Origin of the sequence: Streptomyces sp. NPDC058683, from assembly GCF_042716195.1 — a bacterium.
In the GTDB taxonomy this organism is placed as follows: domain Bacteria; phylum Actinomycetota; class Actinomycetes; order Streptomycetales; family Streptomycetaceae; genus Streptomyces.
In genome coordinates, this window is sequence record NZ_JBHXSK010000002.1 from 31743 (window position 1) to 57900 (window position 26158).

At 70.3% G+C, this 26158-nt stretch carries 24 protein-coding genes; 10 read left to right on the forward strand and 14 right to left on the reverse strand.

The genetic code is table 11. The features are described 5' to 3' along the window. Positions 1–96: 96 nt before the first annotated feature. Both ACFWXC_RS02285 and ACFWXC_RS02290 read right to left on the reverse strand, forming a co-directional pair. Complete coding sequence (locus tag ACFWXC_RS02285; protein ID WP_384471669.1) at positions 97–1248, reverse strand: Gfo/Idh/MocA family protein; 1152 nt, start codon at positions 1246–1248, stop codon at positions 97–99. A gap of 602 nt (positions 1249–1850) precedes the next feature. After that, positions 1851–2816: a quinone oxidoreductase family protein gene (locus ACFWXC_RS02290; protein ID WP_384471672.1), complete on the reverse strand. Its 966-nt coding sequence runs from the start codon at positions 2814–2816 to the stop codon at positions 1851–1853. A 289-nt stretch (positions 2817–3105) separates the two neighbouring features. On the opposite strand from ACFWXC_RS02290, the gene ACFWXC_RS02295 reads away from it, so the two are divergent. Then, positions 3106–3537 carry a MarR family winged helix-turn-helix transcriptional regulator gene (locus tag ACFWXC_RS02295; RefSeq protein ID WP_384471675.1) on the forward strand — a complete coding sequence of 144 codons (432 nt, stop codon included), beginning with the start codon at positions 3106–3108 and terminating at the stop codon, positions 3535–3537. A 282-nt stretch (positions 3538–3819) separates the two neighbouring features. Here ACFWXC_RS02295 and ACFWXC_RS02300 read toward each other — a convergent pair whose 3' ends face one another. Next, on the reverse strand, positions 3820–5082 hold the full coding sequence (locus ACFWXC_RS02300; RefSeq protein ID WP_384471678.1) for an extracellular solute-binding protein: 1263 nt from the start codon (positions 5080–5082) through the stop codon (positions 3820–3822). A 157-nt stretch (positions 5083–5239) separates the two neighbouring features. After that, positions 5240–5731 (reverse strand): FBP domain-containing protein, encoded by a 492-nt coding sequence (locus ACFWXC_RS02305; RefSeq protein ID WP_384471681.1) that lies wholly within the window; start codon positions 5729–5731, stop codon positions 5240–5242. Between the two features lie 71 nt (positions 5732–5802). Between ACFWXC_RS02305 and ACFWXC_RS02310 the strand changes: the two genes are divergently transcribed. The 3 genes from ACFWXC_RS02310 to ACFWXC_RS02320 all read left to right on the forward strand — a co-directional run bounded on the left by ACFWXC_RS02310 (position 5803) and on the right by ACFWXC_RS02320 (position 7935). After that, positions 5803–6372 carry a TetR/AcrR family transcriptional regulator gene (locus ACFWXC_RS02310; RefSeq protein WP_384471683.1) on the forward strand — a complete coding sequence of 190 codons (570 nt, stop codon included), beginning with the start codon at positions 5803–5805 and terminating at the stop codon, positions 6370–6372. Positions 6373–6447: 75 nt separating this feature from the next. Continuing rightward, positions 6448–7626 carry a GDSL-type esterase/lipase family protein gene (locus ACFWXC_RS02315; RefSeq protein WP_384471686.1) on the forward strand — a complete coding sequence of 393 codons (1179 nt, stop codon included), beginning with the start codon at positions 6448–6450 and terminating at the stop codon, positions 7624–7626. Positions 7627–7719: 93 nt separating this feature from the next. Further along, a complete protein-coding gene (locus tag ACFWXC_RS02320; RefSeq protein ID WP_384471689.1) occupies positions 7720–7935 on the forward strand; it encodes a dodecin in 216 nt (71 codons plus the stop codon). Positions 7936–7962: 27 nt separating this feature from the next. Here ACFWXC_RS02320 and ACFWXC_RS02325 read toward each other — a convergent pair whose 3' ends face one another. Then, the gene (locus tag ACFWXC_RS02325; RefSeq protein ID WP_384471692.1) at positions 7963–8454 is read right to left on the reverse strand and encodes a hypothetical protein; all 492 of its coding nucleotides are present in this window, start codon (positions 8452–8454) and stop codon (positions 7963–7965) included. A gap of 177 nt (positions 8455–8631) precedes the next feature. Between ACFWXC_RS02325 and rpmF the strand changes: the two genes are divergently transcribed. Together rpmF and ACFWXC_RS02335 are read left to right on the forward strand one after the other, a co-directional pair. Next, positions 8632–8802: a 50S ribosomal protein L32 gene (rpmF, locus tag ACFWXC_RS02330; RefSeq protein ID WP_384471695.1), complete on the forward strand. Its 171-nt coding sequence runs from the start codon at positions 8632–8634 to the stop codon at positions 8800–8802. Positions 8803–8845: 43 nt separating this feature from the next. Next, the gene (locus ACFWXC_RS02335; RefSeq protein ID WP_384471698.1) at positions 8846–9844 is read left to right on the forward strand and encodes an LLM class flavin-dependent oxidoreductase; all 999 of its coding nucleotides are present in this window, start codon (positions 8846–8848) and stop codon (positions 9842–9844) included. Here the strand turns inward: ACFWXC_RS02335 and ACFWXC_RS02340 are convergent, their stop codons facing one another. Next, positions 9845–12319, reverse strand: a complete 2475-nt coding sequence (locus ACFWXC_RS02340; protein ID WP_384471701.1) for an ATP-dependent Clp protease ATP-binding subunit — start codon at positions 12317–12319, stop codon at positions 9845–9847. A gap of 163 nt (positions 12320–12482) precedes the next feature. On the opposite strand from ACFWXC_RS02340, the gene ACFWXC_RS02345 reads away from it, so the two are divergent. From ACFWXC_RS02345 to ACFWXC_RS02355, 3 genes are all read left to right on the forward strand, one after another. Next, entirely contained in the window at positions 12483–12677 is a 195-nt protein-coding gene (locus ACFWXC_RS02345; protein WP_384471704.1) for an antitoxin, read from the forward strand. A gap of 69 nt (positions 12678–12746) precedes the next feature. Then, positions 12747–15083, forward strand: a complete 2337-nt coding sequence (locus ACFWXC_RS02350) for an ATP-binding cassette domain-containing protein (protein ID WP_384471707.1) — start codon at positions 12747–12749, stop codon at positions 15081–15083. 43 nt (positions 15084–15126) lie between these two features. Next, positions 15127–16518 (forward strand): DUF3500 domain-containing protein, encoded by a 1392-nt coding sequence (locus tag ACFWXC_RS02355; protein ID WP_384471710.1) that lies wholly within the window; start codon positions 15127–15129, stop codon positions 16516–16518. Here ACFWXC_RS02355 and ACFWXC_RS02360 read toward each other — a convergent pair. The 5 genes from ACFWXC_RS02360 to ACFWXC_RS02380 all read right to left on the reverse strand — a co-directional run bounded on the left by ACFWXC_RS02360 (position 16473) and on the right by ACFWXC_RS02380 (position 21787). Continuing rightward, complete coding sequence (locus tag ACFWXC_RS02360; protein WP_384471713.1) at positions 16473–17336, reverse strand: lysophospholipid acyltransferase family protein; 864 nt, start codon at positions 17334–17336, stop codon at positions 16473–16475. The two genes, ACFWXC_RS02355 and ACFWXC_RS02360, sit on opposite strands and share 46 nt — an antisense overlap. Continuing rightward, on the reverse strand, positions 17336–18109 hold the full coding sequence (locus ACFWXC_RS02365) for a GNAT family N-acetyltransferase (RefSeq protein WP_384471716.1): 774 nt from the start codon (positions 18107–18109) through the stop codon (positions 17336–17338). The genes ACFWXC_RS02360 and ACFWXC_RS02365 overlap by 1 nt, the downstream gene beginning before the upstream one ends. 308 nt (positions 18110–18417) lie before the next feature. Beyond that, positions 18418–19167 (reverse strand): succinate dehydrogenase/fumarate reductase iron-sulfur subunit, encoded by a 750-nt coding sequence (locus ACFWXC_RS02370; RefSeq protein WP_384471719.1) that lies wholly within the window; start codon positions 19165–19167, stop codon positions 18418–18420. Continuing rightward, a complete protein-coding gene (locus ACFWXC_RS02375) occupies positions 19164–21113 on the reverse strand; it encodes a fumarate reductase/succinate dehydrogenase flavoprotein subunit (protein ID WP_384471722.1) in 1950 nt (649 codons plus the stop codon). The genes ACFWXC_RS02370 and ACFWXC_RS02375 overlap by 4 nt, the downstream gene beginning before the upstream one ends. A gap of 2 nt (positions 21114–21115) precedes the next feature. Continuing rightward, positions 21116–21787 carry a succinate dehydrogenase gene (locus ACFWXC_RS02380; protein WP_384472493.1) on the reverse strand — a complete coding sequence of 224 codons (672 nt, stop codon included), beginning with the start codon at positions 21785–21787 and terminating at the stop codon, positions 21116–21118. Positions 21788–21906: 119 nt separating this feature from the next. On the opposite strand from ACFWXC_RS02380, the gene ACFWXC_RS02385 reads away from it, so the two are divergent. Then, positions 21907–22791: a LysR family transcriptional regulator gene (locus ACFWXC_RS02385; RefSeq protein WP_384471725.1), complete on the forward strand. Its 885-nt coding sequence runs from the start codon at positions 21907–21909 to the stop codon at positions 22789–22791. A 98-nt stretch (positions 22792–22889) separates the two neighbouring features. Here the strand turns inward: ACFWXC_RS02385 and ACFWXC_RS02390 are convergent, their stop codons facing one another. The 3 genes from ACFWXC_RS02390 to ACFWXC_RS02400 are packed head-to-tail and all read right to left on the reverse strand — an operon-like array spanning position 22890 to position 26115. Beyond that, a complete protein-coding gene (locus ACFWXC_RS02390; protein WP_384471728.1) occupies positions 22890–23807 on the reverse strand; it encodes a carbohydrate ABC transporter permease in 918 nt (305 codons plus the stop codon). Continuing rightward, positions 23804–24736, reverse strand: a complete 933-nt coding sequence (locus ACFWXC_RS02395) for a carbohydrate ABC transporter permease (RefSeq protein ID WP_384471731.1) — start codon at positions 24734–24736, stop codon at positions 23804–23806. Before ACFWXC_RS02395 ends, ACFWXC_RS02390 begins: the two co-directional genes overlap by 4 nt. Beyond that, the gene (locus ACFWXC_RS02400) at positions 24733–26115 is read right to left on the reverse strand and encodes an ABC transporter substrate-binding protein (RefSeq protein WP_384471734.1); all 1383 of its coding nucleotides are present in this window, start codon (positions 26113–26115) and stop codon (positions 24733–24735) included. The genes ACFWXC_RS02395 and ACFWXC_RS02400 overlap by 4 nt, the downstream gene beginning before the upstream one ends. Positions 26116–26158: the final 43 nt, after the last annotated feature.

The following is a 26158-nucleotide window of genomic DNA, read 5'->3' on the forward strand; positions in this document are numbered from 1 at the left end:
GGCTGCTCACGTTGCTGAGCAGCCCCAACAGCCTGCGGAAAGCCCGACCACCGCACACTACATACGTGAGGTACTCATGTAAAATGCTTGAGGACCTCATGTATCGGAGGAGATGAAAACCTGCCTGCCGGCCCGTGCCGCCTCTCGGATCTGCTCCAGGATGCCGTGCAGCCGGACGGCGTGCCGAAAGTCGGGAACGCCGTCCGTGCCGGGGGCAAGGCTGCCGGTGATCTGGTCGCGCAGAAGGGCGTACTCGTGGGCAACGTTGTAGGCGGGCTCCGCGGATCGCCCGGTCCATTGGGTCAGCGACCCCTGGTAGCGGGCGGGAACCGGAAGTTCAGTCAAGGCACCGGCGTCGCCCCGCGCGCCGTACAGTCCTAGCCGCCCCGACCACCACTGAGCCTGGTCGGCCTTGACGACGAGGTCGCCCTCCGTACCGTTGATCTCCCAGTGGAACCTGGTGGCGCGGGGCTCGCCGCCACGGAAGTGGACCGCGGCCACGGCTCCCGACTCGAGCACACCGGTCACGGCGATCTGGTCCTCGGCGCTCTTGGCCGCGACCGCCCCGCTCGTCACGTGGGTGACCTGCGGACGCAGGTTCTCGATGTGAGCCGATACCTCGCGCAACTCCCCCAGCACCATGGCCAGCGCGTCGACCGAGTGACCGAAGGGGACCGACAGCAGCGTGGCGCCGCTCGTGACGTCCAGCAGGTACGCGTGGCTGTCGTCGTATGTGGCGCCCCAGCCCCCACCCGACCCGAGCATGGTGGTCGACAGCACCCGCCCCACATAGCCCTCGGCAACCAGATCCCTCAGAAACCGCATGGGCGGAGCCGACCGGGCCTGCAGGCCGACGGCCGTCAGCAGCCCCCTGCGCTGCGCGAGGTCGGCCATCACCTCGGCCTGCGCGAGGTCGGCACCCAGCGGCCACTCGCTGAACACCGTCTTCCCCGCTTCGAGCGCAGGCCGGATGAGTTCCAGGTGCTGCGGAACCCTCACCGTCACGACCACGAGATCGACTTCGTCACTGCGGGCCAGCTCCTCCGCACTGCCGAAGCTCAGCGGCACCGCGTACTTCTCGCCGGCCGCATGCGCCGACTCGGCACTGCTGGCGCTGAGCGCCCGCAACTCGCATCCGTCGAGCCCGGCCAGTGCCGGCACATGAGCGATGGCCGCCCACCCGCCGCTCGCACTCAGACCTACGAGACCGACGCGAATCGGTGCCCGATGAGGGGCCATGGACGTCATATGTACACCCCACGCGTTCGCGGCCGCCTGCTCTCCCAGCAATGATCAACAGCCATGCAGGACACGGCCTGAGTGGGTGAGAGCGCTCTCCGGTGACTCCGCAGTCTTTACGTCGGCCGAACGGCGTCGTTGATCGTGAGCGGGCCCGTGCGAGGGCTCCGCCACGAAATGCCAGTCTCCCCTGGCGCGACTTCTGCCCTTCTTGTCTCGGCTGACTGAGCCAAGGCAGGGGAGCTGAACAGTCATCCCGAGTTCTACGGCAATCTCTTCCATGCCAACGCAGCCCGGCGCTTCACGCAAGTTCGGGGCATTGAAAGCCCGAGAGCGCCGCTACCGCATGGTGAGGTCGGTGCGGCGGTGGACGGCCGTCAACAGCACCCGTCCGAACTGATCAACCGGCAACCCGGTGAGTGTCTCCACCCACACCAGGGAAATCTCTTGAGCCCGAGGCGGAGAGGCGGTCAGCGGCGCCACCATCATCTCGCTTGCCGCTCCGGAATCCGGTGCGCCTGAAGGTGCGCAATCACCCCGCCGAACGACGGTCACATATCGAACACGCGATCGATATTCGACCCAGCCCGGCTCGACCACCGGCCGTCATGTCACGGAATGAGCAGCAGCTTGCCCACGGTCTCCTGGGATTCGAGGTCGCGGTGCGCCTGGGCGGCATCCCCCAAGGGATACGTCCGGTCGATCAGGACATCGAGTGTGCCGTCGCCGATCCATTGCATCACCTGGGATGCACGCTGGCGCCACTCGTCGGTCGACTCATGGGGGGCATCGCCCCGGACGTGAACCAGGCGGACGCCGTCAGGCTGCACCCACAGATCCAGCGGCGGAATAGGGCCCCCCGCGCGGCCGTAGTGGACGAAGACACCCTTGAAGCGCAGCGACGACATACTGACGTCGAACAGGCTCTTGCCCGTGCCGTCGAACGCGAAGTCCACGCCCTCTCCGTGCGTAAGCTCTCGGACGGCAGCCCCCAGATCCTCGGTCTCGTCACGGACCAGCACCTTCCAGGCGCCCGCCTCGACAGCCGAACGCGCCTTGCGGGCGCGGGAGACCGTGGCGATCACGCGCGCACCACGGGCGGTGATCAACTGCGTCAGCATGCGGCCGACGCCGCTGGCAGCGGAATGCACCAGGGCCACCGCACCACTGGGAACGGGAACGGCGTCGTAGGACAGGTGCTGCGCCGTCAGCCCCTGCATCAGCCCGCCCGCGGCGGCCTCGAAGGTCACGTCGTCGGGGATCGGGACGAGGCGCTCGTGCGGAACAGCCACCATGTCGGCGTAGCTGCCCATCACATACTGCCAGGCGACCCGATCGCCGATCTTGGCTGTGGCGTCCGTGCCCACGGCGGCGACCACCCCGGCACCGTCGGCCCCCAGACGCGCCGGCAGTGCGAGACCCTTCATCACACCGCGACGCATGTAGCTGTCCATGAGATTGACGCCGGCGGCCTTGACCTCGACGAGCACCTCGCCCGGGGACGGCTCGGGGACGGGCCGTTCCTCGACGCGAAGGACGTCGGGTGACCCGAAACTGGGAACGGAAATGACGCGCACGGTTGCTCCTCGTTGAGATGGTTCGTACGGCCGAAGGGCCGGGGGTGTCTTGGACGGGCAAGCGTGATCGCCGCCGGTGGCAAGCACGGCTGTGGACACCGGAGGCGGCGCGATGCTCCGCGAGCCTGCTCGACTGCAGGTTACATACATGAAGACCTCATGCAAAATGACCCAGGTATGCATGATGCCCTCATGCAATCCCGCAGGGGTGGAACCGTCCTTCTGCGCCTTCCGGCACCCGGTTACCATGGTTCTTCGACCAGCAAGGGGACGCGAGGAAAGCCAGCCCATGGGAACCAGGCAGCCACAGGACACCGGCGCCCAGCTAGCGGCCGTCCAACAACTGATGCGGCTGCTCGTCGCAACCTACGCGCACGAGATGGACTCCCTCGCCGGCGAACTCGGCCTCACCCGGACCCAGGCCATCCTCCTCGGAACCGCCACCCAGCCCGGTTCCATCCGTAATCTGGCCCAGCGCATGGGCTGCGACCCGTCCAACCTCACGGGCGTGGTGCAGCGACTGCGCGAACGCGACCTCATCGCCGTCGAACCCGACCCCGACGACCTTCGCGCCAAGCGCATCTCACTCACCACCGCCGGCGTCGACACCGTCAACCAGCTCAACGAAGGCACCTCCCGACTCCTCACCGCGATCAGCACCGCAACTCCCACCCAGCTGACCACCCTCGAGAGGTTGCTCCGGCGCGTACTCGACCAATAGACGGGTGAGTGATCGCCTCCTGCCTGACTGGCGTACCGATCCCGCCGAGACCGCTCACGACGGTGTCGTGCGGCGGGAACGACGAGAAGATCGCGACCCGTCCGGTCTCGGCCGGGTCGCCGGTGAACAGCGCATCGGCGTCGAGCACCGTGATCAGCCGGTCACCCTTGCTGCGCGCGGTCGACGGCCCGCAGGCGCACCTGCGGGGTGCAGAAACCCACGCACACCCCTGGAGCAGGCGCTTCGCGCGCTTCACGCTCTCCCTCAGCGTCGCGCGCCGACTTACCCGAAGTCCGGCTCGAGCAGTTCGGTGATCCGCCGGGAGACGCGCCGGGCCTCGGTCGCGGGGTCCGCCCCGCTGAGCACTTTGGTCATGTAGCCCTTGATCGGGTTGTCGGCCTCGACCGCCGGCCAGTCCGGGGTGTGGGGGGTCGCCCGCCCCTGCGCGGCCCCCGCCGCCATGGCGGCCACCCCCTCCGACCCGGCGACCGCGCCCGCCAGCGTGGTCTTGTTGGGCACGTAGTTCATCGTGCGGGCCAGGTCGGTGTCCCACTTGGCTCCGGCGAGCGCGCCGACGACGGCGGTGGCGTCGTAGGGCCGGTCGGTGTTCTGCGGTACGACGAGATCGGAGCCGCCGGTGAAGACGGCACCCGGATGGTCGGCGGTGCGGCCCGGCACCGGGAAGTAGCCGATCTTTTCCTTGAGTTCGGGGTTCTCCTGCACGATGGACTGGGCGAGGCCGGGCACCGCGACGAGCTGTGCGACCTGACCGCCCGCGAACACCTGCGCCTGGGGCGGGTGTTCCTCGTCGGCGTCCACGGGCCCCTTGCCGAGGGCCTGGAGCCGCCGGTAGAAGTCCATCCCGCGCAGTGCGGCCGCGCTGTCCAGGGTGCCCTTCCAGCCCGCGTCCGTCTGCTCGGCGAGATCACCGCCCTCGTCCCAGACGAACCCGGAGAGCGTGTACCAGTCCTGTCCGGCGAGGTAGATTCCCTGGTTCCCGCCCGAGTTGAGCTTCTCGGTGTCGGCCAGCCACTCGTCGCGGCTCTTCGGCGGGGAGGTGATGCCGGCCTTCTCGAAGAGGTCCTTGCGGTAGATGACGACACGGTTGGCCGCGTACCAGGGGATGCCGTACTGACGCGATTCGTCCCGGCCGGGTTCGGCGAGGCCGGGCAGCCAGTGCTCCTTGCCCCAGTCCCGCATCGACTCCAGGGTGAGGTCGGTGAGCCGGCCGCCTTCGACGTACTGCGGGACCTGGGTGTTGCCGACCTCGATGACGTCGGGACCGTCCGCGGAGTCGGACTTGAGCGCCTCCTGCACCTTGTCCACGATCCCGGTCCACTGCTGGATACGGATGTCGAGGCGGATGTCCTTGTGGGTGCGCTCGAAGTCGGCGGTGAAGCGGTGCAGGAACTGCTGCGACGCGCTGTTCTGCATCAGCCACACCGTGATGGTGTGCCGCCCGCCCGATCCGCCCGGCAGGACACCACAGGCGCTGAGCAGCGCGGCGGACACACAGACGAGGGCGAGCGGGCGACGACGTCTCACGAGGGGGTTCCTGTTCTGTCTGGCGGACAGGGGAGAAGGCCCGACGTGGGGGAACGAGCACGGATGCTCGTACGGGTGTACGGGATTTTGGTATGGACCAATGCGCAGGGTCAAGGGCCGCTGCGCAGAGCAAGGGGACGCAAGCCCCATGGCCGGCTCAGGCGGTGACCCTGGCGATGAACGCCGTGAGGTTCGCGACGGTCCGCTGGATCTTCTCCTCCAGGGTGAGCGACTCGGGCAGGCGCGCGCCGACACCCGCGTCCTTCCTGCCCCGCACGTACAGCGAGCAGGCGAGGTCGCTGCATATGTAGACGCCCACGGAGTTTCCCTGCTGCCCGGCCTTGCCGGCTTTCGCGGCGACCATCAGCGAGACGCCTCCGGTGTGGGTGGTCAGGCACATCGAGCACATGCTGCGCCGCGTCTGCCAGGACGTGGTGCCGGAGGAGCGCAGGGCGAGTGCCACCGGGCGGCCGCCCAGCTCGACGGCGAGGTAGGCCCGGTCGGGCGCCTGGGGATCCCGCCAGCCGAGGAAGTCCAGGTCGTCCCACGGCCGGTCGGCCAGGTCGTGGGGGACGGACAGGCGCTTGGCCTCGCCCTTGGTGCAGTTCACGAAGGCGGCGCGGATCTCCCGCTCGTTCAGGGGTCTCATGTGCCGTAGGCTAATTTGCCTAAACCCTTTAGGCAAATGCATTATCGTTGTCGCCAGACAGGAGGAAGGCTATGGCCAGAGCAGGGCTGACCCCGGAGCGGCTGACCGTGGCGGGGGCGGAGCTGGCCGACGAGGTCGGCTTCGACCAGGTGACCGTCTCGGCACTCGCCCGGCGGTTCGACGTCAAGGTCGCGAGTCTGTACTCGCATCTGAAGAACTCCCAGGAACTCAGGACCAGGATCGCCCTGTTCGCCCTGGAGGAACTCGCCGACCGGGTCGCCGACGCCCTGGCCGGGCGGGCCGGCAAGGACGCCCTGGCCGCCTTCGCGGACGCCTACCGCGACTACGCCCGGGAGTACCCCGGCCGGTACGCCGCCGCCCGGCTCCGGCTCGATCCCGAGACCGCGGCCGCCAGCGCCGGGGTGCGGCACGCCCAGATGACGCGGGCGATCCTGCGCGGCTACGACCTGACGGAGCCGGACCAGACGCACGCGGTCCGGATGCTGGGCAGTGTCTTCCACGGCTACGTCAGCCTGGAGCTCGCCGGGGGTTTCGAGCACAGCGCCCCCGACGCGCGGGAGTCGTGGGCCTGGATCGTGGACTCCCTCGACACTCTGCTGCGGAACCGGGGCGCATCCTGACCGGCGGCGGTCCGATGGCGCCGTGCACCGCCCCCGTCCACACCAACCGGACATATTGATCAACAGGCTGAGGCAATGAGCACCGAACACGACTGGATCACCACACCTGTCACCGTGGACATCCTGCGCGGTTTCCTCGACGTGGAAGCGACCGCGCACGGTCTGCTGCCGCATCGGCTGCCCGCCCGGGCACGCCGGCAGATCCCCGACAGCCAACTGGCCCTGGCCGAGGCCCAGCCCTCCGGCGTGCGGCTGGTCTTCCGGACCCGGGCCACCACCGTCGAACTGGACACGCGGCCCACCAAACGGGTGTACCGCGGGCTCCCGGCCCCGGCGGACGGCGTGTACGACCTGCTGGTCGACGGCCGCCTCACGGCCCAGGCCACGGTGGCCGGCGGCAACGTGCACACGATCACCGACATGCTCACCCAGTCCGCCGAGCTGACGGAGGGGCCGGCCGGCACCGCCCGGTTCACCGGCCTCCCCGCCGGTGCCAAGGACGTCGAGATCTGGCTTCCGCACACAGAGATCACCGAACTGATCACCCTGCGCACCGACGCCCCCGTCGAGCGGGCGCCGGAGAGCGGGCGCAGGGTGTGGCTGCACCACGGCAGTTCCATCAGCCACGGCTCGAACGCCACGCATCCGACCGCCATCTGGCCGGCCCTGGCAGCCGCCCAGGGCGAAGTGGAGCTGGTCAACCTGGGGTTCGGCGGCAGTGCGCTGCTGGACCCGTTCACCGCGCGTGCGATGCGGGACACCCCCGCGGACCTGATCAGCCTGAAGATCGGCATCAACGTCGTCAACGCCGACGCGATGCGCCTGCGCGCCTTCGTCCCCGCGGTGCACGGTTTCCTCGACACCCTCCGCGAGGGGCATCCGACCACGCCGTTGCTGGTCGTGTCCGCCATTCTGTGCCCGGTCCAGGAGGACACCCCCGGCCCCCTCGCGCCCGACTTCGACGGCGGAACCCTGCGGTTCAGGGCGACCGGCGATCCGGCCGAACGCGCCGCCGGGCGCCTGACGCTCAACGTCATCCGGGCCGCGCTCGCCCGGATCGTCGAACAGCGGGCGGCCGACGACCCGAACCTGCACTACCTCGACGGCCGTGACCTGTACGGCGAGCGGGACTACGCGGAGTTCCCGCTGCCCGACGCGGTACACCCCGATCCGGCGGGCCACCGGCGCATCGCCGAGAACTTCGGGCGGCTCGCATTCGGCGCCGGCGGCCCCTTCGCCGCCGAGACCGGCTGACCCGCGACCGGCGACCGGCGACCACGATCACCGACGCCTCGCGCTCCGCTTCCGGATGGGGCACCTTGGAGTGACGACGAGAGGAGCATCCCGATGCCGAACCACACCTACCGGGTCACCGAGATCGTCGGCACCTCGCACGAGGGCATCGACCAGGCCATCCGCAACGGTGTCGCACGCGCCAACCAGACCCTGCGCAACCTGGACTGGTTCGAGGTGACACAGGTCAGGGGCCAGATCGAGGACGGGCAGATCGAGCACTACCAGGTGGGCCTGAAGGTGGGCTTCCGCATCGACGACGAGGGCTGACGCCCTCGGGACCGGTGCCGGGCGGGCTCAGGTCCGCCCCTCCCCCTCCTGGGCCTGCTCCAGCGCGGCCGAGCGGTCGGCCCAGCGGGCCCGCACCACGGTGAACCCGGCCCGTTCGGCGTCGTCGCACACCAGCTCGTCGTCATCGACCAGGACGCGGACCTCACGCCGCTCGGCGAGGCGGCGCAGGATCTCCAGCTTGGTGTGCCGGGCGGGCCTGCGATCGGCGTTGCGCCGCATGTGCACACGTCCCTCGGGCAGCCCATGGGCGGCGAGCCAGTCCAGGGTGTCGCGCCGGCACCGGTCGGGCCGCCCGGTGAGATAGACGATCTCGCACTCCCGCGCGGTCGCCACGGCCAGCGCGATCCCCTCGGCGAGCGGCGGATCGTGCGGCGCGGCCGCGAAGAAGGCGTCCCAGTCCCGGGGCTTGCGCTCCAGGAACCGCTGCCGGTGCGCGGTGTCGGCAAGGGTGTTGTCGATGTCGAACACGGCGATCGGACGCTTGCTGCTGTCGGTCACCCGGCAACCCTAGTCGGACACCCGGCAACCCTGGTCGGACACCCGGTAGCCCTGGTCGGGCACCGGCATCGCCCCTGGGCGCCGGACCATCAATTGCTCATGGGATCCATTTTCATATAGCGTCCTCGGTGCCGTCCGGTCGGCACCGACAACGCAGCAGCACCGAGGAGGATCCCCATGGCCGTACCCAAGCGGAAGATGTCGCGCAGCAACACCCGTCACCGCCGTGCCCAGTGGAAGGCGAGCACCCCGGCACTCGTCCCGGTGACCGTCGACGGCGTCCGCCACCTGGTTCCGCAGCACCTGGTCAGGGCCTACGAGCGCGGTCTGCTGATCCCCGGGGACTGACCGGCGGCGGGAATCCTGGGGCCGCTCCGGTGTTGAACCCTGCGTGAACGCGCTGATCGCCCGGACCCGGTTCTCCGTCCTCGACCGCTCGCGCACCCGGGAGGGACACAGCCCCGGTGCGGCGCTGCGGGACACCGTGGCGCTGGCGCGGGAGGTGGAGGCGCTCGGATATCACCGGTTCTGGGTGTCGGAGCATCACGGGGTGCCGGGCGTCGCCGGTTCGGCGCCGACCGTGCTGGCCGCGGCCGTCGCCGCCGCGACCCGCACCATCCGGGTCGGCACCGGCGGTGTCATGCTGCCGAACCACCAGCCCCTGGTCGTGGCCGAGCAGTTCGGGGTGCTGGAGTCGCTGTTTCCCGGGCGGATCGACATGGGGCTGGGCCGCTCGGTGGGTTTCACCGACGGGGTCCGCAAGGCGCTGGGGCGCGACAAGGACGACGCCGAGGACTTCGCGGCGCAACTCGGCGAGCTGCTCGGCTGGTTCGAGGGCACCTCGCCGACCGGAGTGCGGGCCCGCCCGGCCCAGGGGCTGCGGGTGCCGCCGTTCGTGCTGGCGATGGGCGAGGGCGCCGGCATCGCGGCCCGTGCCGGCCTGCCGATGGTCATCGGTGATCTGCGCAACCGGGAGAAGATGCGACGCGGCATCGACCACTACCGCGACCGCTTCCGCCCCTCCCCCTGGGCGGCCGAGCCCTATGTCGTGATCTCCGGGACCGTCGCCGTCGCCGGTACCCCCGAGGCGGCCCGCCGGCTGCTCGTCCCCGAGGCCTGGTCGATGGCGTACTCCCGCACCCACGGCACCTTCCCGCCGCTGCCCCCGGCCGAGGCGGTCGAGAGCAGGGCGATGACCGAGAAGGAGCGCGGCTTCTACGAGTCCGGGCTCGCCGGGCACCTCGCCGGTACCGAGGAGCAGGTCGCGGACGAGCTGGAGTCGGTCCTGAAGGAGACGGCCGCCGACGAGGTCCTGGTCACCACCAGCAGCTACGACCGCCCGGCCCTGCTGGACTCCTACCGGCGGCTGGCCGCGCTGGTGCGGGCCTGATCAGCCGACCTCGGCCGGCTTGTCGGACCTGATCACGATCTGGCCGTCGGCCGCGTCCACCACCGCCCGGTCGCCCGCCGTGAGCTGGCCGGAGAGCAGCAGGTCGGCGAGGCGGTCGTCGACCTCGCGCTGGATGGTGCGGCGCAGCGGGCGGGCGCCGAAGTCGGGTTCGTGACCGAGGTTGGCGAGCAACCCCGCGGCCGCGTCGGTGACTTCGAGGCCGACCTCCTGGGCGTGCAGGCGGCGCCGGGTGTGCTCCAGCAACAGGTCGACGATCTCGCGCAGTTGGGTGCGGTCCAGGCCGCGGAAGACGATGATCTCGTCGATGCGGTTCAGGAACTCCGGCCGGAAGTGCTGCTGAAGGGCCGGCATCACGGCCTCCCGGACCTTGGTGTAGTCCTCGGTGCCGGCGGCCAGGATGCGGTCGGCGCCGATGTTCGACGTCATGATGACGACGGTGTTCTTGAAGTCGACGGTGCGGCCCTGGGCGTCGGTGAGGCGGCCGTCGTCCAGGAGCTGGAGCAGGGTGTTGAAGACGTCCGGGTGCGCCTTCTCCACCTCGTCCAGGAGCAGCACGGCGTACGGCTGTCTGCGCACCGCCTCGGTGAGCTGACCGGCCTCCTCGTGGCCGACGTATCCGGGCGGGGCGCCGACCAGCCGGGAGACCGTGTGGCGCTCCTGGAACTCGCTCATGTCCAGACGGATCATGCGGGTCTCGTCGCCGAAGAGGGCGGCGGCCAGGGCGCGGGCCAGCTCGGTCTTGCCGACGCCGGTCGGGCCGAGGAAGAGGAAGCTGCCGACCGGACGGTTGGGGTCGCTCATGCCGGCCCGGGCACGGCGGACCGCGCGGGCGACGGCGGTGATCGCCTCGTCCTGGCCGACGACCCGCTCGTGCAGGTGCTCCTCCAGCTTCATCAGCCGCTCCCGCTCCTCCTCGGTGAGCTGGGCGACCGGGATGCCGGTGGAGCGGGAGACGACCTCGGCGATGTCCTCGGCGGTGACCTTGGGCGCGTGCTCCTCGGCCGTGCCCGCCTGCTCCAGCTCGGCCTCGGCCTCCCTGATCCGGTCGCGGACCTCCTTGGCGCGCTCGTACTCCTCGTCGGCGACGGCCTGGTCCTTCTCCCGGTTCAGGGCGGCGATCCGGTCCTCGATGTCCCGGGTGTCGGTGGGCGGGGTCTTCGAGCGCAGCCGGACCCGGGCGGCGGCCTGGTCCATCAGGTCGATCGCCTTGTCGGGCAGGAAGCGGGAGGTGATGTACCGGTCGGAGAGCTCGGCCGCCGCGACGACCGCCTCGTCGGTGATACGGACCTGGTGGTGGGCCTCGTAACGGTCGCGCAGGCCGCGCAGGATCTCGATGGTGTCGTCGACCGTGGGCTCACCGACCAGGATGGGCGCGAACCGGCGTTCCAGGGCCGCGTCCTTCTCGATGTGCTTGCGGTACTCGTCGATCGTCGTCGCGCCGATCAGGTGCAACTCGCCGCGGGCGAGGGCGGGTTTGAGGATGTTGCCCGCGTCCAGGGACCCGTCGCCGCCTCCGCCGGCGCCGACGACGGTGTGCAACTCGTCCAGGAACAGCACCAGTCCGTCGCTGTGCTCGCGGACCTCGTCGAGGAGTTTCTTCAGCCGCTCCTCGAACTCGCCCCGGTACTTCGTGCCGGCCACCATCCCGGCCAGGTCCAGGGAGACCAGCCGCTTGCCCTCCAGGGTCTTGGGCACGTCCCCGGCGACGATCCGCTGTGCGATGCCCTCGACGATGGCGGTCTTGCCGACGCCGGGGTCACCGATCAGGACGGGGTTGTTCTTGCTGCGCCGGGAGAGCACCTCGATGGTCTGCTCGACCTCGTCGTCCCGCCCGATCACCGGGTCCAGGCGCCCGGCCCGGGCGTCCTCGGTGAGATCACGGCCGTACTCGTCGACGGTCGGCGTGGTGCTGGGCTTCTTCCGCTCCGCCGCGCCCTCGGCCGGCATCCGGGTCGGCTCCCAGCCGCTCTCGCCGAGCGTCCGCCCGGCCGTCGACTCCGGGTTCGCGGCGAGCGCGCGCAGGAGGTGCTCGGGGCCGATGTAGGAGGCGCCCTCGGCGCGGGAGATCTGGTAGGCGTCGAGCAGGGCGCGCTTGGCGGCCGGGGTGAGGGCGGTGGGCTCCGTCTTCTCGCCGCCGCCGTGACCGGCGGTGAGCCGCTCGCGGAGCTGGTCGGGGTCCGCGCCGGCCTCGGTGAGCAGCCGCCGGGTGGAGTCGTGCGTGGTGGCCGCGGCCAGCAGGTGCCTGGCGTCCAGCTCCTCGCTGCCCTCGACGGCGGCGAGGTCGCGGGCCTCGGCCACCAGCTCGCGCGCCCGTTCGGACAGCAGGCTGCCGATGTCGACGCGCTGCGGGCGGCGGGCCGGTGTGCCCGGTCCGGATCCGCCGAAGAAGCGGGACATCAGCTCGTCGAAGTCTTCGAAGGGACTGCGTCCGAATCCGAAACCGGGAGTGCTCATAGGGCCCGGGCCTTTCTGCGGTCAGCTCTGCGGTCGGCGGGATTCCGCGTCTTCCAACCTTGCACAGGCACGCCGGGCCCGCACGGGGACGCCCGCCGAGATGCGGACCGGGCCGGGGGCGGTGACGCTGGTGAGGAAGCCTCAACCAGCGAGGAGGGCTGCCATGTCCATGCTGGACAAGCTCAAGGGGATGCTCAAGGGCCACGAGGACCAGGCCAAACAGGGCGTCGAAAAGGGCGGCGACATGATCGACCAGCGGACCGGAAACAAGTACCAGTCCCAGGTCGACATGGGCCAGAAGAAGGCCGACGACTACATCGAGCAGGAGCGGAACCGGAACAACCCTCCGCAGCCCTGACGGACCGCACGGGCTAGACTCGCGGGGTTTGTCCCTGCCCGGCGAGTCGTCCGTACGGAGCCTCCCCCGATGCACAGCCCCCACGATCCGTACGTCCGCGTCCGTGGCGCCCGTGAGCACAACCTCAAGGGTGTCGACGTGGACGTCCCGCGGGACGTGCTGGCCGTCTTCACCGGTGTGTCCGGTTCGGGGAAGTCGTCCCTGGCGTTCGGCACGATCTACGCCGAGGCCCAGCGGCGCTACTTCGAGTCGGTCGCACCGTACGCGCGCAGGCTGATCCACCAGGTCGGGGCGCCGAAGGTCGGTGAGATCAGCGGGCTGCCGCCGGCGGTCTCGCTCCAGCAGCGCCGCTCGGCCCCGACCTCCCGCTCCTCGGTCGGCACCATCACCAACCTCTCCAACTCCCTGCGCATGCTCTTCTCGCGTGCCGGGGACTATCCGCCGGGCGCGGAGCGGCTCGACTCCGACGCGTTCTCCCCGAACACGGCGGCGGGCGCCTGCCCGGAGTGCCACGGTCTGGGCCGGGTCCACCGTACGACGGAGGAGTCGCTGGTCCCCGACCCGTCGCTGTCGATCCGGGACGGCGCGATCGCCGCCTGGCCGGGTGCCTGGCAGGGCAAGAACCTGCGGGACATCCTGGACGCGCTCGGTCACGACGTGGACCGGCCCTGGCGCGAACTGCCCGCCGGGGAACGGGAGTGGATCCTCTTCACGGACGAGCAGCCGGTGGTCACCGTGCACCCGGTCCGGGACGCCGACCGCATCCAGCGGCCGTACCAGGGCACGTACATGAGCGCCCGCCGGTACGTCATGAAGACCTTCTCGGACTCCAGGAGCCCGGCGCTGCGGGCGAAGGCGGAGACCTTCCTGACCAGCGCGCCCTGCCCGGTGTGCGGCGGCAGGAGGCTGCGGCCGGAGGCCCTCGCCGTGACCTTCGCGGGCCGTACGATCGCGCACCTGGCCGGGCTCCCGCTGACCGAGCTGGCCGGACTGCTCGACGGCGGCCCCTCCTCGGAGACCGCGCGGGTGCTCACCGAGGACCTCACCGCCCGCATCGCACCGGTCGTCGAACTCGGCCTCGGCTATCTGAGCCTGGACCGGGCGACCCCCACGCTCTCGGCGGGCGAGCTCCAACGCCTGCGCCTGGCGACGCAGTTGCGCTCCGGTCTGTTCGGTGTCGTGTACGTCCTGGACGAGCCGTCGGCCGGGCTGCACCCGGCGGACACCGAGGCGCTGCTCACGGTGCTGGCACGGCTGAAGGCGGCCGGGAACTCGGTGTTCGTGGTGGAGCACCACCTGGACGTGGTGCGCGGCGCCGACTGGCTGGTGGACGTGGGCCCGGGCGCCGGTGAGCACGGCGGCCGGGTGCTGCACAGCGGGCCGGTGGCGGAGCTGGCCGGGGTCGCGGAGTCCGCCACCGCCCGCTACCTGTTCACGGCGGAGCCCGCTCCGGCCCGTCGACTCCGCACCGCCGACGGGTGGCTGAAGGTCGGCCCGGTCACCCGGCACAACCTGCGCGCGGTCACCGCCGAGTTCCCGCTCGGTGTCCTCACCGCCGTCACCGGAGTCTCCGGCTCGGGCAAGTCGACACTGATCGGCGAGATCACCGAGGAACTCGACGGGGTCGGCCGGCTGGTCTCCGTCGACCAGAGGCCGATCGGCCGCACCCCGCGCTCCAACCTGGCCACCTACACCGGTCTGTTCGACGTCGTACGGAAGGTGTTCGCGGCCACCGACCGGGCGCGGGAGCGTGGTTACGGCGCGGGACGGTTCTCCTTCAATGTGGCCGGAGGGCGCTGCGAGACCTGCCAGGGCGAGGGTTTCGTCAGCGTGGAGCTGCTGTTCCTGCCCAGCACCTACGCGCCCTGCCCGGACTGCGGCGGGGCCCGCTACAACCCCGAGACACTCGAAGTGCCCTACCGGGGACGGAACATCGCCCAGGTGCTGGACCTGACCGTGGAGAGCGCGGCGGAGTTCTTCGCGGACATCCCGGCCGTGGCGCGCAGCCTGCGCACCCTGCTCGACGTGGGGCTCGGCTATCTGCGACTGGGGCAGCCCGCCACGGAGTTGTCCGGTGGCGAGGCCCAACGGATCAAGCTGGCGAGCGAGTTGCAGCGCGGCCGGCGCGGCCACACCCTCTACCTCCTGGACGAGCCGACGACGGGACTGCATCCGGCCGACGTCGAGGTGCTGATGCGCCAGTTGCACGGGCTGGTGGACGCCGGGCACACGGTCGTGGTGGTCGAGCACGACATGGCGGTCGTGGCGGGCGCGGACTGGGTGATCGACCTGGGTCCGGGCGGTGGGGACCGGGGCGGCCGGATCGTCGCGACGGGCCCGCCGGCGGAGGTCGCGCGGGCCGAGGGCAGTGTGACGGGGCCCTATCTGTCCCGGCCCCTCCCCTGATGATCTTCAGGAATGCTTCAGGTTGCCCCTGGAGTTTGGGCGTATGCATGGACACCACCCCCGCACCCCCGAAGCCGAGCGCACCCGCCGCTGGTTCATGAACAAGGCGTTGCTCGCCGGCGGAGCCGCCGCGCTGGCGACCATGACCGGCTGCTCCAACGGCTCGTCCGGCACATCGGGTTCGGCCTCCGGCGCCCCCAGTGGCGGTATGCCCTCCGGCGGCCCCGGCGGTGCCGGCGGCATGGGCCCCGGCCAGTCCGAGGTCAAGTACAAGGACTTCATGGGCCTCACCACGGACGGCAAGGTCGTCGACGGCCTGTACTCGGTCCACTCCACCGACGTCTCCACGGACAAGGTCGTCAAGGCCGCGCAGGCCTTCCTCGACGGCCTCAGCACGAAGGAGCGCACCTCGTGCACCTTCGACGTGGCCGACGACGAGTGGCTGGCCTGGAGCAACGTCGACGGCTACGCGCGCAAGGGCGTCCGGATGGGCGACATCACGGACGCGAAGCGGGAGCTGGGCTACGCGCTGCTCGGCGCCGCACTGTCCGCGAAGGGCCTCACCCAGACCCGTAACATCATGAAGCTGAACGCGTTCCTGGGCGACTACAGCGGCGGCAACCGGGAGACCCTCACCGAGGGTGCCTACTTCTTCACCTTCATGGGCACCCCGTCGACGAGCAAGCCGTGGGGTTTCCAGTACGAGGGCCACCATGTGGCGATCAACTACTTCGTCCTGGGCGACCAGGTCGTCATGACGCCGACCTTCATGGGCTCCGAGCCGACCTCGGCCACCTACCAGGGCGAGAAGATCACCCTGTTCAAGCCGGAGACGAAGGCCGGTCTGGCCCTGCTCCGCTCCCTCGCCTCGGCCCAGCGCGCCAAGGCGATCGACGCCGAGGTCAGCAAGTCCGGCACCGACATGAAGGCGGGCGCCGGCGCCGACAACCTCGAGCTCGCCTACCAGGGCCTGCCCGGCTCCGAACTCACCTCGGCCCAGCGGGACAAGCTCCTCGACCTGGTCGGCGTCTACGTCGGCTACCTGGACGACGGCCACGCCGGGGTGAGGATGAAGGAGGTGAAGGAGCACCTGGACCAGACGTACTTCTACTGGCTCGGCGAGACCAAGGACACCTCGGCCTTCTACTACCGGGTGCACAGCCCGGTCGTCCTCATCGAGTACGACGCCCAGTCCCCGCTCGCCTACGGGACGGAGACCGGCAGCGGAGGCCGGCCCTCAGGGGGTCAGCCGTCGGGGCAGCCCACCGGTCAGCCCACCGGGATGCCCACGGGCGGCCAGCCGGGCGGCGGCGGTGGCATGGGCGGTCCGGGCGGCACGCCGACCCAGCAGCACATCCACACCATCATCCGCACGCCCAACGGCGGCGACTACGGCGTCGACCTGCTCAAGCTCCACTTGGAGACCGACCACTGAGAGCCCTTGCCGGGGCTCACCAGAGCCGCGTGCGTCCAGGCCGGGCCGTGGGTCACCGGCTGGGCGGCGCGGGCGAGGGTGCGACGGTCCGGGTGCCGGCCGGCCGGTATCAGCGGCCGTACGTCCACCTCGGCCACCAGGCCACGGGTCGACACCACTCGCCACAGGGACGCCAGCAGCGTGTCCTCGCCGACATAGGCGGGCACGGTGCTGGCCACTCCCGCTTCCAGCCGGTAGTGCAGCCGCACCGGCTGCACCGGCGCGCCGGCGTCCAGGGCGGCCTGGAACACGGCCCGGCGGAACCGGCCCTGGGCCCGGCCGCACCAGGTGCTGCCCTCCGGGAAGGCGACCACCGCGGCGCCCTCCCGGAGCGCGCCCGAGATCCGGCCGACCGTGTCCGGCAGCGCGCGCAGCCGGTCCCGGTCGATGAACAGCGCCCCGGCGCCGGCCACCAGCGCGCCGGCCACCGGCCACTCGCGGATCTCCTTCTTGGCGAGCATCCGCGCGGGCCGTACGGCGGCCAGCAGCGGAATGTCCATCCAGGAGATGTGGTTGGCGACAAGCAGCACCCCACCGGTGCCCGGGGCGCTGCCGGTGATCCGGACCCGGACCCCGGCGGCCCGGACGACCAGCCGGGAGAACCGGCGCACCCACTCGGTGGGAATCCGCCCGCCGAGCGGGAGCAGCATGATCGCGACCAGCATCAGGGTCACGACCGCGGCGAACCGCAGCACGGCGCGGGGAACGACCGTGAGCGACCCCGCGGACTCCACGCACGCGCCGGGGGTGCAGGGCGCGCTGGGCAGCCAGACGCTCATCAGGCCGGGACGAGCGAGAGGAAGTGCCGCAGATAGCGCGCGTTGACCCGGCGCATCGACAGCAGGACGTACATGTCGGCGACCCCGAAGTCGGGGTCGTGCGCGGGCTCGCCGCACACCCAGGCGCCGAGGCGCAGGTAGCCGCGGAGCAGCGCGGGCAGTTCGGTACGGCCCTCCGGGGCCGGCCCCTCGGGCACCCACGGGCGCAGCGGTCGTACCCGCAGCTCCTCCGGGGCGAGGTGCTTGGCCTGCACCCGCTCCCAGGCGGCGGCCGCGAGGGCACCGCCGTCGGCGAGCGGGACGGAGCAGCAGCCGGCCAGCCACTCGTGGCCGCGGTCCACCATGTACCGGGCTATGCCGGCCCAGATGAGGCCGATGACGGCGCCGTCGCGGTGGGCGGGGTGCACGCAGGAGCGGCCGACCTCGACCAGTCCGGAGCGGATGCCGGCGAGCGGGCTCAGGTCGAACTCGCCCTCGGAGTAGAGGCGGCCGGCGACGGCGGCACGCTCGGGCGGCAGCAGTCGGTAGGTGCCGACGACTTCGCCGGTGAGGGCTTCCCGGATCAGGAGGTGGTCGCAGAACGCGTCGAAGGCGTCCACGTCCAGACCCGGTTCCGGCCCGTCGAGCCGGGCGCCCATCTCTCCGGCGAACACCTGGTAGCGCAGTCGCTGCGCGGCCCGGACGTCGTCTTCGTCACGGGCGAGCTGCACCAGATAGCCGGAGTCCCCGGGCGGGGCGGCGAGAGCAGGGGGTGAGGCGGGCATGGCGGTCATGGAGGTCTCCTGCGCCGAGCGGAAGCTGAGGAAATCTGCACCTGCTTTCTTCCTTGGCAGGCTGGACTCGGCGTGACGTGCGCGGGACCCGTGGATGTGCGGCTGCTGAATGCCGGGATTCGGTGGGTGGCTCACCCCCGCGCGTGTCCTTTTGGACGCGCTGAAGCAACGCTACCGTGACCCGACCGCGCCCTTGCACGCCCCTGGCACGACGGTCGGTAACGGCGAAGCGGGGCCGGGGAGCACCAGCCCCGGCCCCGCCCGTCCGCTCTTGTCGGCGAACGTTCATTTACGCGCCTCCTACGGCGCTACCGCTTTCCCGCCTTCCGGGTGGCCCGCAGCCACTCCTTGTTCATGCTCGTGATGGACACCAGCGGAATGCCCTTCGGGCAGGCCGTCGCGCACTCCCCCGTCAGCGTGCACCCCCCGAAGCCCTCGTCGTCCATCTGCGCCACCATGTCCAGCACCCGCGTCTCCCGCTCGGGCGCCCCCTGGGGCAGTACGTTCAGATGGTTGATCTTGGCGGAGGTGAACAGCATCGCCGCCCCGTTCGGGCAGGCCGCCACACACGCCCCGCACCCGATGCACTCCGCGTGCTCGAACGCGAAGTCGGCGTCGGCCTTGGGCACCGCCGTGGCGTGCGCCTCCGGCGCGGCGCCGGTCGGCGCGGAGATGTACCCGCCGGCCTGGATGATCCGGTCGAACGCGGACCGGTCGACCACCAGGTCCTTGATCACCGGGAAGGCGGACGCCCGCCACGGCTCGATGTCGATCGTGTCGCCGTCCTTGAAGGACCGCATGTGCAGCTGGCAGGTGGTGGTCCGCTCCGGACCGTGCGCGTCCCCGTTGATCACCAGGGAGCACGCGCCGCAGATCCCCTCACGGCAGTCGTGGTCGAAGGCGACCGGGTCCTCACCGTTGAGGATGAGCTCCTCGTTGAGGGTGTCGAGCATCTCCAGGAAGGACATGTCCGACGAGATGCCGTCCACCTCGTACGTGGACATCGCGCCGTCGGCGTCGGCGTTCTGCTGCCGCCAGACGCGCAGGGTGAGCTTCATGCGTAGCTCCGCTGGGTGGGGTGGACGTACTCGAAGACCAGGTCTTCCTTGTGCAGCACCGGGGCGTCCCCGGTGCCGGTGAATTCCCAGGCGGCCGCGTAGGAGAACTCGTCGTCCTTGCGGGCGGCCTCGCCGTCCGGCGTCTGGGACTCCTCCCGGAAGTGGCCGCCGCAGGACTCGGCGCGGTGCAGCGCGTCGAGGCACATCAGCTCGGCCAGCTCCAGGTAGTCGACGATGCGGTTGGCCTTCTCCAGGGACTGGTTGAACTCCTCGCCGGTCCCCGGCACCTTGATGCGCCGCCAGAACTCCTCGCGGATCTGCGGGATGCGCTCGAGTGCCTTGCGCAGCCCCGAGTCCGTCCGGGCCATGCCGCAGAACTCCCACATCACTTCGCCGAGTTCACGGTGGAAGGAGTCGGGGGTGCGGTCGCCGTCGACGGACAGCAGCAGGTTCAGCCGGTCCTCCGTCTCGGCCAGTACCTCCTGCACGACGGGGTGTTCGACCGTCACCGCCTCCTGGTGGGGGTTGCGGGCGAGGTAGTCGTTGATGGTGGCCGGCAGCACGAAGTAGCCGTCGGCCAGGCCCTGCATCAGCGCACTCGCGCCGAGCCGGTTCGCCCCGTGGTCGGAGAAGTTGGCCTCGCCGACCGCGAACAGCCCGGGGACGGTGGTCTGGAGGTCGTAGTCGACCCACAGCCCGCCCATCGTGTAGTGCACGGCGGGGTAGATCCGCATCGGCACCCGGTACGGATCCTCGTCGGTGATCCGCTGGTACATGTCGAAGAGGTTGCCGTACTTCGCCTCGACGGCTCTCCGCCCCAGTCGCGCGATGGCGTCGGCGAAGTCCAGATAGACGCCCTGCCCGCCGGGCCCGACGCCGCGCCCCTCGTCGCAGACGTTCTTCGCGGCGCGGGAGGCGATGTCACGGGGGACGAGGTTGCCGAAGGACGGGTAGATGCGCTCCAGGTAGTAGTCGCGCTCGTCCTCGGGGATCTGGTTGGCGGGCCGGGTGTCGCCCTTGGCCTTGGGCACCCAGATCCGGCCGTCGTTGCGCAGCGACTCGCTCATCAGGGTGAGCTTGGACTGGTGGTCGCCGGTGCGCGGGATGCAGGTGGGGTGGATCTGGGTGAAGCACGGGTTGGCGAAGTAGGCACCGCGCCGGTGCGCCCGCCAGACGGCGGTGGCGTTGGAGTTCATGGCGTTCGTCGACAGGTAGAAGACGTTGCCGTAGCCACCGCTCGCCAGGACGACGGCGTCCGCGAAGTAGGTGTCGATCTTCCCAGTGATCAGGTCCCGGGCCACGATCCCGCGCGCCCGCCCGTCGACCACGATCACGTCGAGCATCTCGGTCCGCGGATGCATCTCCACGTTCCCGGCGGCGATCTGCCGGCTCAGCGCCTGGTAGGCGCCGAGGAGCAGCTGCTGCCCGGTCTGCCCACGGGCGTAGAAGGTGCGGGACACCTGGACACCGCCGAAGGACCGGGTGTCGAGCAGACCGCCGTACTCCCGTGCGAACGGCACGCCCTGCGCCACGCACTGGTCGATGATCTCGACGGAGATCTGCGCGAGCCGGTGGACGTTGGACTCCCGGGCCCGGAAGTCGCCGCCCTTGACGGTGTCGTAGAACAGCCGGTGGACGGAGTCGCCGTCGTTGCGGTAGTTCTTCGCCGCGTTGATCCCGCCCTGCGCGGCGATGGAGTGGGCCCGGCGCGGGGAGTCCTGGTAGCAGAACTGGACGACGTGGTAGCCCTGCTCGGCGAGGGTGGCCCCGGCGGAGCCGCCGGCGAGACCGGTGCCGACGACGATCACGGTGTGCTTGCGCCGGTTCGCGGGGTTGACCAGCTTGGCCTCGAAGCGGCGGGTGTCCCAGCGCTCGTTGACCGGCCCGGAGGGGGCCTTGCCGTCGACGACGGCTTCGCCGGTCGTGTAGTTCGGGTAGTCGGTCATGTTCAGCTCACCACTCCGGTCATGACACCCACGGGTACGGCGATGAAGCCCGCCGTGAGCAGCAGCGCGAGGACGTTGGCCGTGGCCTTGAGGACGCGGTCGCGGGTGCGGCTGCCGACGCCGAGGGTCTGGGCGGCGCTCCAGAAGCCGTGCCGGACGTGCAGACCGAGCGCGAGCATCGCGACGATGTAGATGACGTTGCCGTACCAGGTGGAGAAGGTGTCCACGACGTTCTGGTACGGGTGGCCCTCCTGGAAGCCGCCGGAGTGCACGGTGCCGGTGGTCAGGTCGAGGATGTGCCAGACGATGAACAGGGCGAGGATGATCCCGCCCCAGCGCATGGTGCGGGTCGCGTAGCTGGCCCGGGGCCTGCTGTGCACGTACTTGGTGGGGCGCGCCCTGATGTCACGGCGGCTGAGCTGGTAGGCGGACGTGGCGTGCGAGACCACGGCGACGACCAGGACGATCCGGATGAGCCAGAGCGTCCACTCGTAGTGCATGAAGGGCTCGCCGACGGTGCGCAGCCAGTGGGCGTAGTGGTTGAACTCGCCCGCCCCGAAGTAGATCTTCAGGTTGCCGATCATGTGCACGACCAGGTAGAGCAGCATGATCAGGCCGCTGACGGCCATCACCGTCTTCTTGCCGACGGAGCTGTCCCACATCGTGCGTGCCATGGACGGCCGTCGGTCCGTCCGCGTTGCCAGAGCCATGTTCAGGACGGTAGAGCCCGGACACCCGATCGGTCCAAGACATGGTCCGGCTCGATTCCATAGCCAGAAGCTATCGTGTCACCATGCAGTTCCAGCAGCTTCAGTACTTTGTCGCCGTCGCCGAGACCCGGCACTTCACCCGGGCCGCCGAGCTGGTCCATGTCGCCCAGCCGTCGCTCTCCCAGCAGATCAGGGCGCTGGAGCGGGAGCTGGGGGCGGATCTGTTCCTGCGGGCCCGGGGCAACATCACGCTCACCGACGCGGGCGAGGCACTGCTGCCGCTGGCCCGGCGGATCCTCGCGGACGCGGACACCGCCCGGCACGAGGTGCAGGAGCTGGTGCAGCTGCGAAGCGGGCGGGTGCGGCTGGGTGCGACACCGAGCCTGTGCACCGGGCTGCTGCCGGACGTGCTGAGGTCCTTCCACGACCGGTATCCCGGGATCCAGCTGCTGATCGAGGAGAGCGGCTCCCATGACCTGGTACGGGAGCTGGCGCGCGGGGCGCTGGACCTGGCGCTGATCGTGCTGCCGCTGCCGCCGGCGTCGCCCGCGCTGACCACGGTGGAGCTGTTGCGGGAGGACCTGGTGGTGGTGTCCTCACCCGAGGCGACGGTGCCCGGGCGGGGGCGGGGCGGGGTGAAGATCTCCGACCTGGAGGGGGAGCGGCTGGTGATGTTCCGGCACGGGTACGACCTGCGGGAGCTGACCGTCGCGGCGTGTCGCTCCGCTGGGTTCGAGCCGGCTTTTGCTGTCGAGGGGGGTGAGATGGACGCGGTGCTGGGGTTTGTGCGGGCGGGGTTGGGGGTGGCCGTGGTGCCTCGGATGGTTGCCGCTCGGTCGGGGCGGGGGTTGCGGGTCACTCCGTTGGCCAAGCCGGGGTTGCATCGGACCATCGCGTTGGCTCACCGGAGTGATGTTGCGCCGCCTCGGGCCGCTAGGGAGTTGCAGAGGATGCTCTTGGAGAGGTGACCGAGCGTGGTCGGGTGCGGGTGCGTGGGGGCTGGTCGCGCAGTTCCCCGCGCCCCTGAAGGGGCGCGCTGCGGGCGGGGCGCCTTTCAAAGGACCGCTTACTCCTTCGTCGATCCCGCCAGCATGCCTGACACCAAGGTGCGTTGAGAAAAGAGGAACAGGACCAGGACCGGCAGGATTGCGATGATGATCGCCAGCGCCAGTTCGGGGATCGTGATGTTCAGGCCCGCGCCTGCCACCGGGTTGAACGACGGGGTGGAGGTGAGGAGTTGGTTGAGGCCTACCTGGACCGGGAACTCGTTGCTGTTCGGGAGGACCAGGTAGGGGAGGAAGAAGTTGTTCCAGTTGCCTACGAAGCTGAAGAACGCGACCAGGCCGATCACCGGCTTCGCCAGCGGCAGGGCGATGCGGGAGAAGAGCTGCCATTCGGTGCAGCCGTCGATCCGTGCGGCGGACAGCAGGTCCCTGGGGAGGCTGCTGCCGAAGTAGATGTACACGAGGTACACGCCGAACGGGTAGAAGGAGAAGGGCAGGATCACCGACCAGACGGTGCCGATCAGGTGGAAGCGGTTGAGCTCCAGGAAGACCGGCAGCACCAGGGTGGCCTGCGGCATGATCATGGTGACCAGGGTGATCACGAGGAGCGTCTTGCGGCCCCTGAACTTCGTCAGGGCCAGGGCGTAGCCGGCCGGGACGCTGACGGCGAGGGTCAGGACCAGCGAACCGCCGGAGTAGATCGCCGAGTTCCGCAGCCAGGTGAGCATCGCTCCGTCCTGGAAGGCGAAGAGATGGCGCCAGGCCGCGCCGATCTGCCCGAACGACCCGAAGGACAGCGGACTGTCCCGGACCATCTCCCCCGCCGTCTTGGACGGGGCGAGCAGCAGCCAGACCACCGGCAGGACGAAGAACACCAGAAGGAAGGCCAGCAGGACGGCCACGATCAGGAAGGAGAGGGCTCGGGACGGGCGGACTCCGCGCCGGGTCGCCGCTGCCGGGGAGAGAGTTGATTGCGTCATGACTCATCCAACTTGAACAGGTTCGAGCGGGCGACCAGCAGGCCCGCGGCCAGGAGTCCCACGGCGAGCAGGACGACGGAGATGGCGGCGGCGCCGTTGAAGTCGCCCTGCTGGAAGGCGTACACATAGGCGAGCTGGTTGGGAGACCAGGTGGGGCTGACCCGGCCGAGGCTGGCCGTCTGGAGCAGCTGGGGTTCGACGAACAGCTGGGTGCCGGTGGCGAACGCCATGATGGTCATGTAGACGATCCACTGCCGGATCATCGGGATCTGGATGTGCCAGGCGGTCCGCCAGGGGCCCGCGCCGTCCATCCGGGCAGCTTCGAGGACCTCGTCGGGGATGTTGTTGAGCGCCCCGTACATCACCACCATCCAGCCGCCCGCCCCGGTCCAGAAGGCGATGAGCATGAGGATCCACGGCAGGTTGGCGGGGGCGAGGACGGCCGCGAAGGTCCCCATGCCCATGCTCTTCAGCAGCCAGGACACCGGGCTGACGTCGGGATCCAGCATGAACAGCCAGACCAGGACGCTGGCCACGCCGGCGAGGGCGCCGGGGATGTAGTAGAGGAAGCGGAAGAGGGCCGAGGTGCCGGGGCGGACCCGGCTGCGCAGGATCACGGCGACCAGGACGACCAGGACCACGAGCGCGACCAGCCACAGCAGCAGGTAGATCAGCATGTGGGTGAAAGCCGGCCCGAAGCGGTAGTCCTGGACCACCTTCACGAACTGGTTCAGGCCGGTGAACTGGCCCCGGTCGTTGGTGAACGCCAGGTAGAAGGAGTAGCCGGTCGGCACGACGCCGAAGGCGAGCAGCAGCAGCGCGTAGCCGGCGACGAAGAAGTGGCCCGCACGGCCGCGGCCGCCGCGCCGCGGCGTGGTGCCGCAGCGCAGCGGGGAGACGGCGACGCGCTCGGTCTCCAGCAGGGTCACTGGTTCTCCACCTTGTATCCGTGCGCCTTCGCCTCGTTGCCGATCTCCTTCTGCCAGGCCGGCAGTGTGTCGGTCAGGCTCTTTCCGGCGGTCAGCGCGGGCAGGACGACGCTGGACCAGGCGGTGGAGTCCGAGAACCTGGTGTTCGACCAGCCGGTCCACACCTCGTTCGCGGCCTGCTCGAAGGCCTCGCTGACGTCGGCGGCGAAGTAGTCGCTGTTGGCGGGGTTCTTCAGCCACGCCTCGGCCGCCTTGGTGTAGGCGGGGTAGGTGGGCGCGGACGCCTGGTTCTCGTCGGACGTGGTCAGCCAGGTGGCCAGGTCCGTGGAGGCCTTGAGGTTGGCGCTGTGCGAGGACACCATCCAGACCCCGCCGCCGACGTTGCCGGTGGCCGCCTTGGTCTCCCCCGCCCAGGTGAGCGGGGGCGCCGCGGCGATCTGCTTGGCCGGGGCGTTGAAGGCCGCCTTGAAGAGGTACTGGCCGTACCAGGACGGGCCGTACGCCATCAGGACCTTGCTGCCGCTCTCCTTGGCGAAGCCCTGGCTGAAGAAGCCCTTGGTGGTGACGGCCTTGGCGTCGATCAGGCCGTCCAGGAGCTTGGCCGTGCGGGTGCAGTTCGGGTCCTGGAGGTCGGTGCGCAGGGTGTCCGGCTTCACCAGGTCGAACGCCGGGCACTGGCCGGACCAGAAGTACGACTCGTGGGAGTTGGTGTCGCCGACCGAGCCGACGAGGTAGCCGGGGTGCTCCTTGGCCACCTTCTTGCCGAGGGCCTCGTACTCCTCCCACGTGGTGGGGACCGGGTAACCCCACTTGTCCATGAGGGACTTGTTGTACCAGAGGACCACCTGGGCGATGTCGTTGCGCAGGCAGTAGGTGTGGCCGTCGAACTGGCAGGGGGTCAGGGAGCCCTTGGCGAACCCCTTCAGCGTGCTCTGCGGGACGAGCTTGTCGTCCAGCGGGGCGGCGAACGGCTGCACGCCCGGCTTGGTGGGCTCGGAGGCCCAGGTGACATCGGTGGGCGAGCCGAACACCACGTCCGGCCAGCCGCTGCCGGTCCGGTCGAAGAGCTGCACCTTGGACTGGAGGTAGGTCGAGCCGTCGGCGCCGCCGTCGTACGTGACGATGTCCATCTTCACGTCCGGGTGGGCCTTCTGGTACTTCTGCACCGACGGCAGGCGGGTGGAGTCCGTCCACACCGTGATCTGCGAGCCGTCCTTCTGGGTGGCCGGCTTGAACGCCGACTGGTCGGAGGAGGACTGGGCGGTGGTGTCGGCGCTGGCGCAGCCGGCCAGCAGCGCCGCGGTGGACAGGGCGAGCGCGGCGGCCGCGGTGCGCAGTGCGGTGCGGTGTCGGCCCGGTCTCGGGGCCCCAGTTCTCATGGACGTGGAAGACCTCATCGTCTTGCCTTTCTGTTCTTGCCGG

Bases quoted from the DNA above. Each gene is read 5' to 3' on its own strand.
- ACFWXC_RS02365 (WP_384471716.1), bottom strand. From the start codon at position 18,109: ATGACCGCCATGCCCGCCTCACCCCCTGCTCTCGCCGCCCCGCCCGGG.
- rpmF (WP_384471695.1), top strand. From the start codon at position 8,632: ATGGCCGTACCCAAGCGGAAGATGTCGCGCAGCAACACCCGTCACCGC.
- ACFWXC_RS02360 (WP_384471713.1), bottom strand. From the start codon at position 17,336: ATGAGCGTCTGGCTGCCCAGCGCGCCCTGCACCCCCGGCGCGTGCGTG.
- ACFWXC_RS02315 (WP_384471686.1), top strand. From the start codon at position 6,448: ATGAGCACCGAACACGACTGGATCACCACACCTGTCACCGTGGACATC.
- ACFWXC_RS02320 (WP_384471689.1), top strand. From the start codon at position 7,720: ATGCCGAACCACACCTACCGGGTCACCGAGATCGTCGGCACCTCGCAC.
- ACFWXC_RS02370 (WP_384471719.1), bottom strand. From the start codon at position 19,167: ATGAAGCTCACCCTGCGCGTCTGGCGGCAGCAGAACGCCGACGCCGAC.
- ACFWXC_RS02355 (WP_384471710.1), top strand. From the start codon at position 15,127: ATGCATGGACACCACCCCCGCACCCCCGAAGCCGAGCGCACCCGCCGC.
- ACFWXC_RS02345 (WP_384471704.1), top strand. From the start codon at position 12,483: ATGTCCATGCTGGACAAGCTCAAGGGGATGCTCAAGGGCCACGAGGAC.
- ACFWXC_RS02400 (WP_384471734.1), bottom strand. From the start codon at position 26,115: ATGAGAACTGGGGCCCCGAGACCGGGCCGACACCGCACCGCACTGCGC.
- ACFWXC_RS02295 (WP_384471675.1), top strand. From the start codon at position 3,106: ATGGGAACCAGGCAGCCACAGGACACCGGCGCCCAGCTAGCGGCCGTC.
- ACFWXC_RS02310 (WP_384471683.1), top strand. From the start codon at position 5,803: ATGGCCAGAGCAGGGCTGACCCCGGAGCGGCTGACCGTGGCGGGGGCG.
- ACFWXC_RS02390 (WP_384471728.1), bottom strand. From the start codon at position 23,807: ATGACGCAATCAACTCTCTCCCCGGCAGCGGCGACCCGGCGCGGAGTC.
- ACFWXC_RS02305 (WP_384471681.1), bottom strand. From the start codon at position 5,731: ATGAGACCCCTGAACGAGCGGGAGATCCGCGCCGCCTTCGTGAACTGC.
- ACFWXC_RS02380 (WP_384472493.1), bottom strand. From the start codon at position 21,787: ATGGCACGCACGATGTGGGACAGCTCCGTCGGCAAGAAGACGGTGATG.
- ACFWXC_RS02285 (WP_384471669.1), bottom strand. From the start codon at position 1,248: ATGACGTCCATGGCCCCTCATCGGGCACCGATTCGCGTCGGTCTCGTA.
- ACFWXC_RS02385 (WP_384471725.1), top strand. From the start codon at position 21,907: ATGCAGTTCCAGCAGCTTCAGTACTTTGTCGCCGTCGCCGAGACCCGG.
- ACFWXC_RS02340 (WP_384471701.1), bottom strand. From the start codon at position 12,319: ATGAGCACTCCCGGTTTCGGATTCGGACGCAGTCCCTTCGAAGACTTC.
- ACFWXC_RS02350 (WP_384471707.1), top strand. From the start codon at position 12,747: ATGCACAGCCCCCACGATCCGTACGTCCGCGTCCGTGGCGCCCGTGAG.
- ACFWXC_RS02375 (WP_384471722.1), bottom strand. From the start codon at position 21,113: ATGACCGACTACCCGAACTACACGACCGGCGAAGCCGTCGTCGACGGC.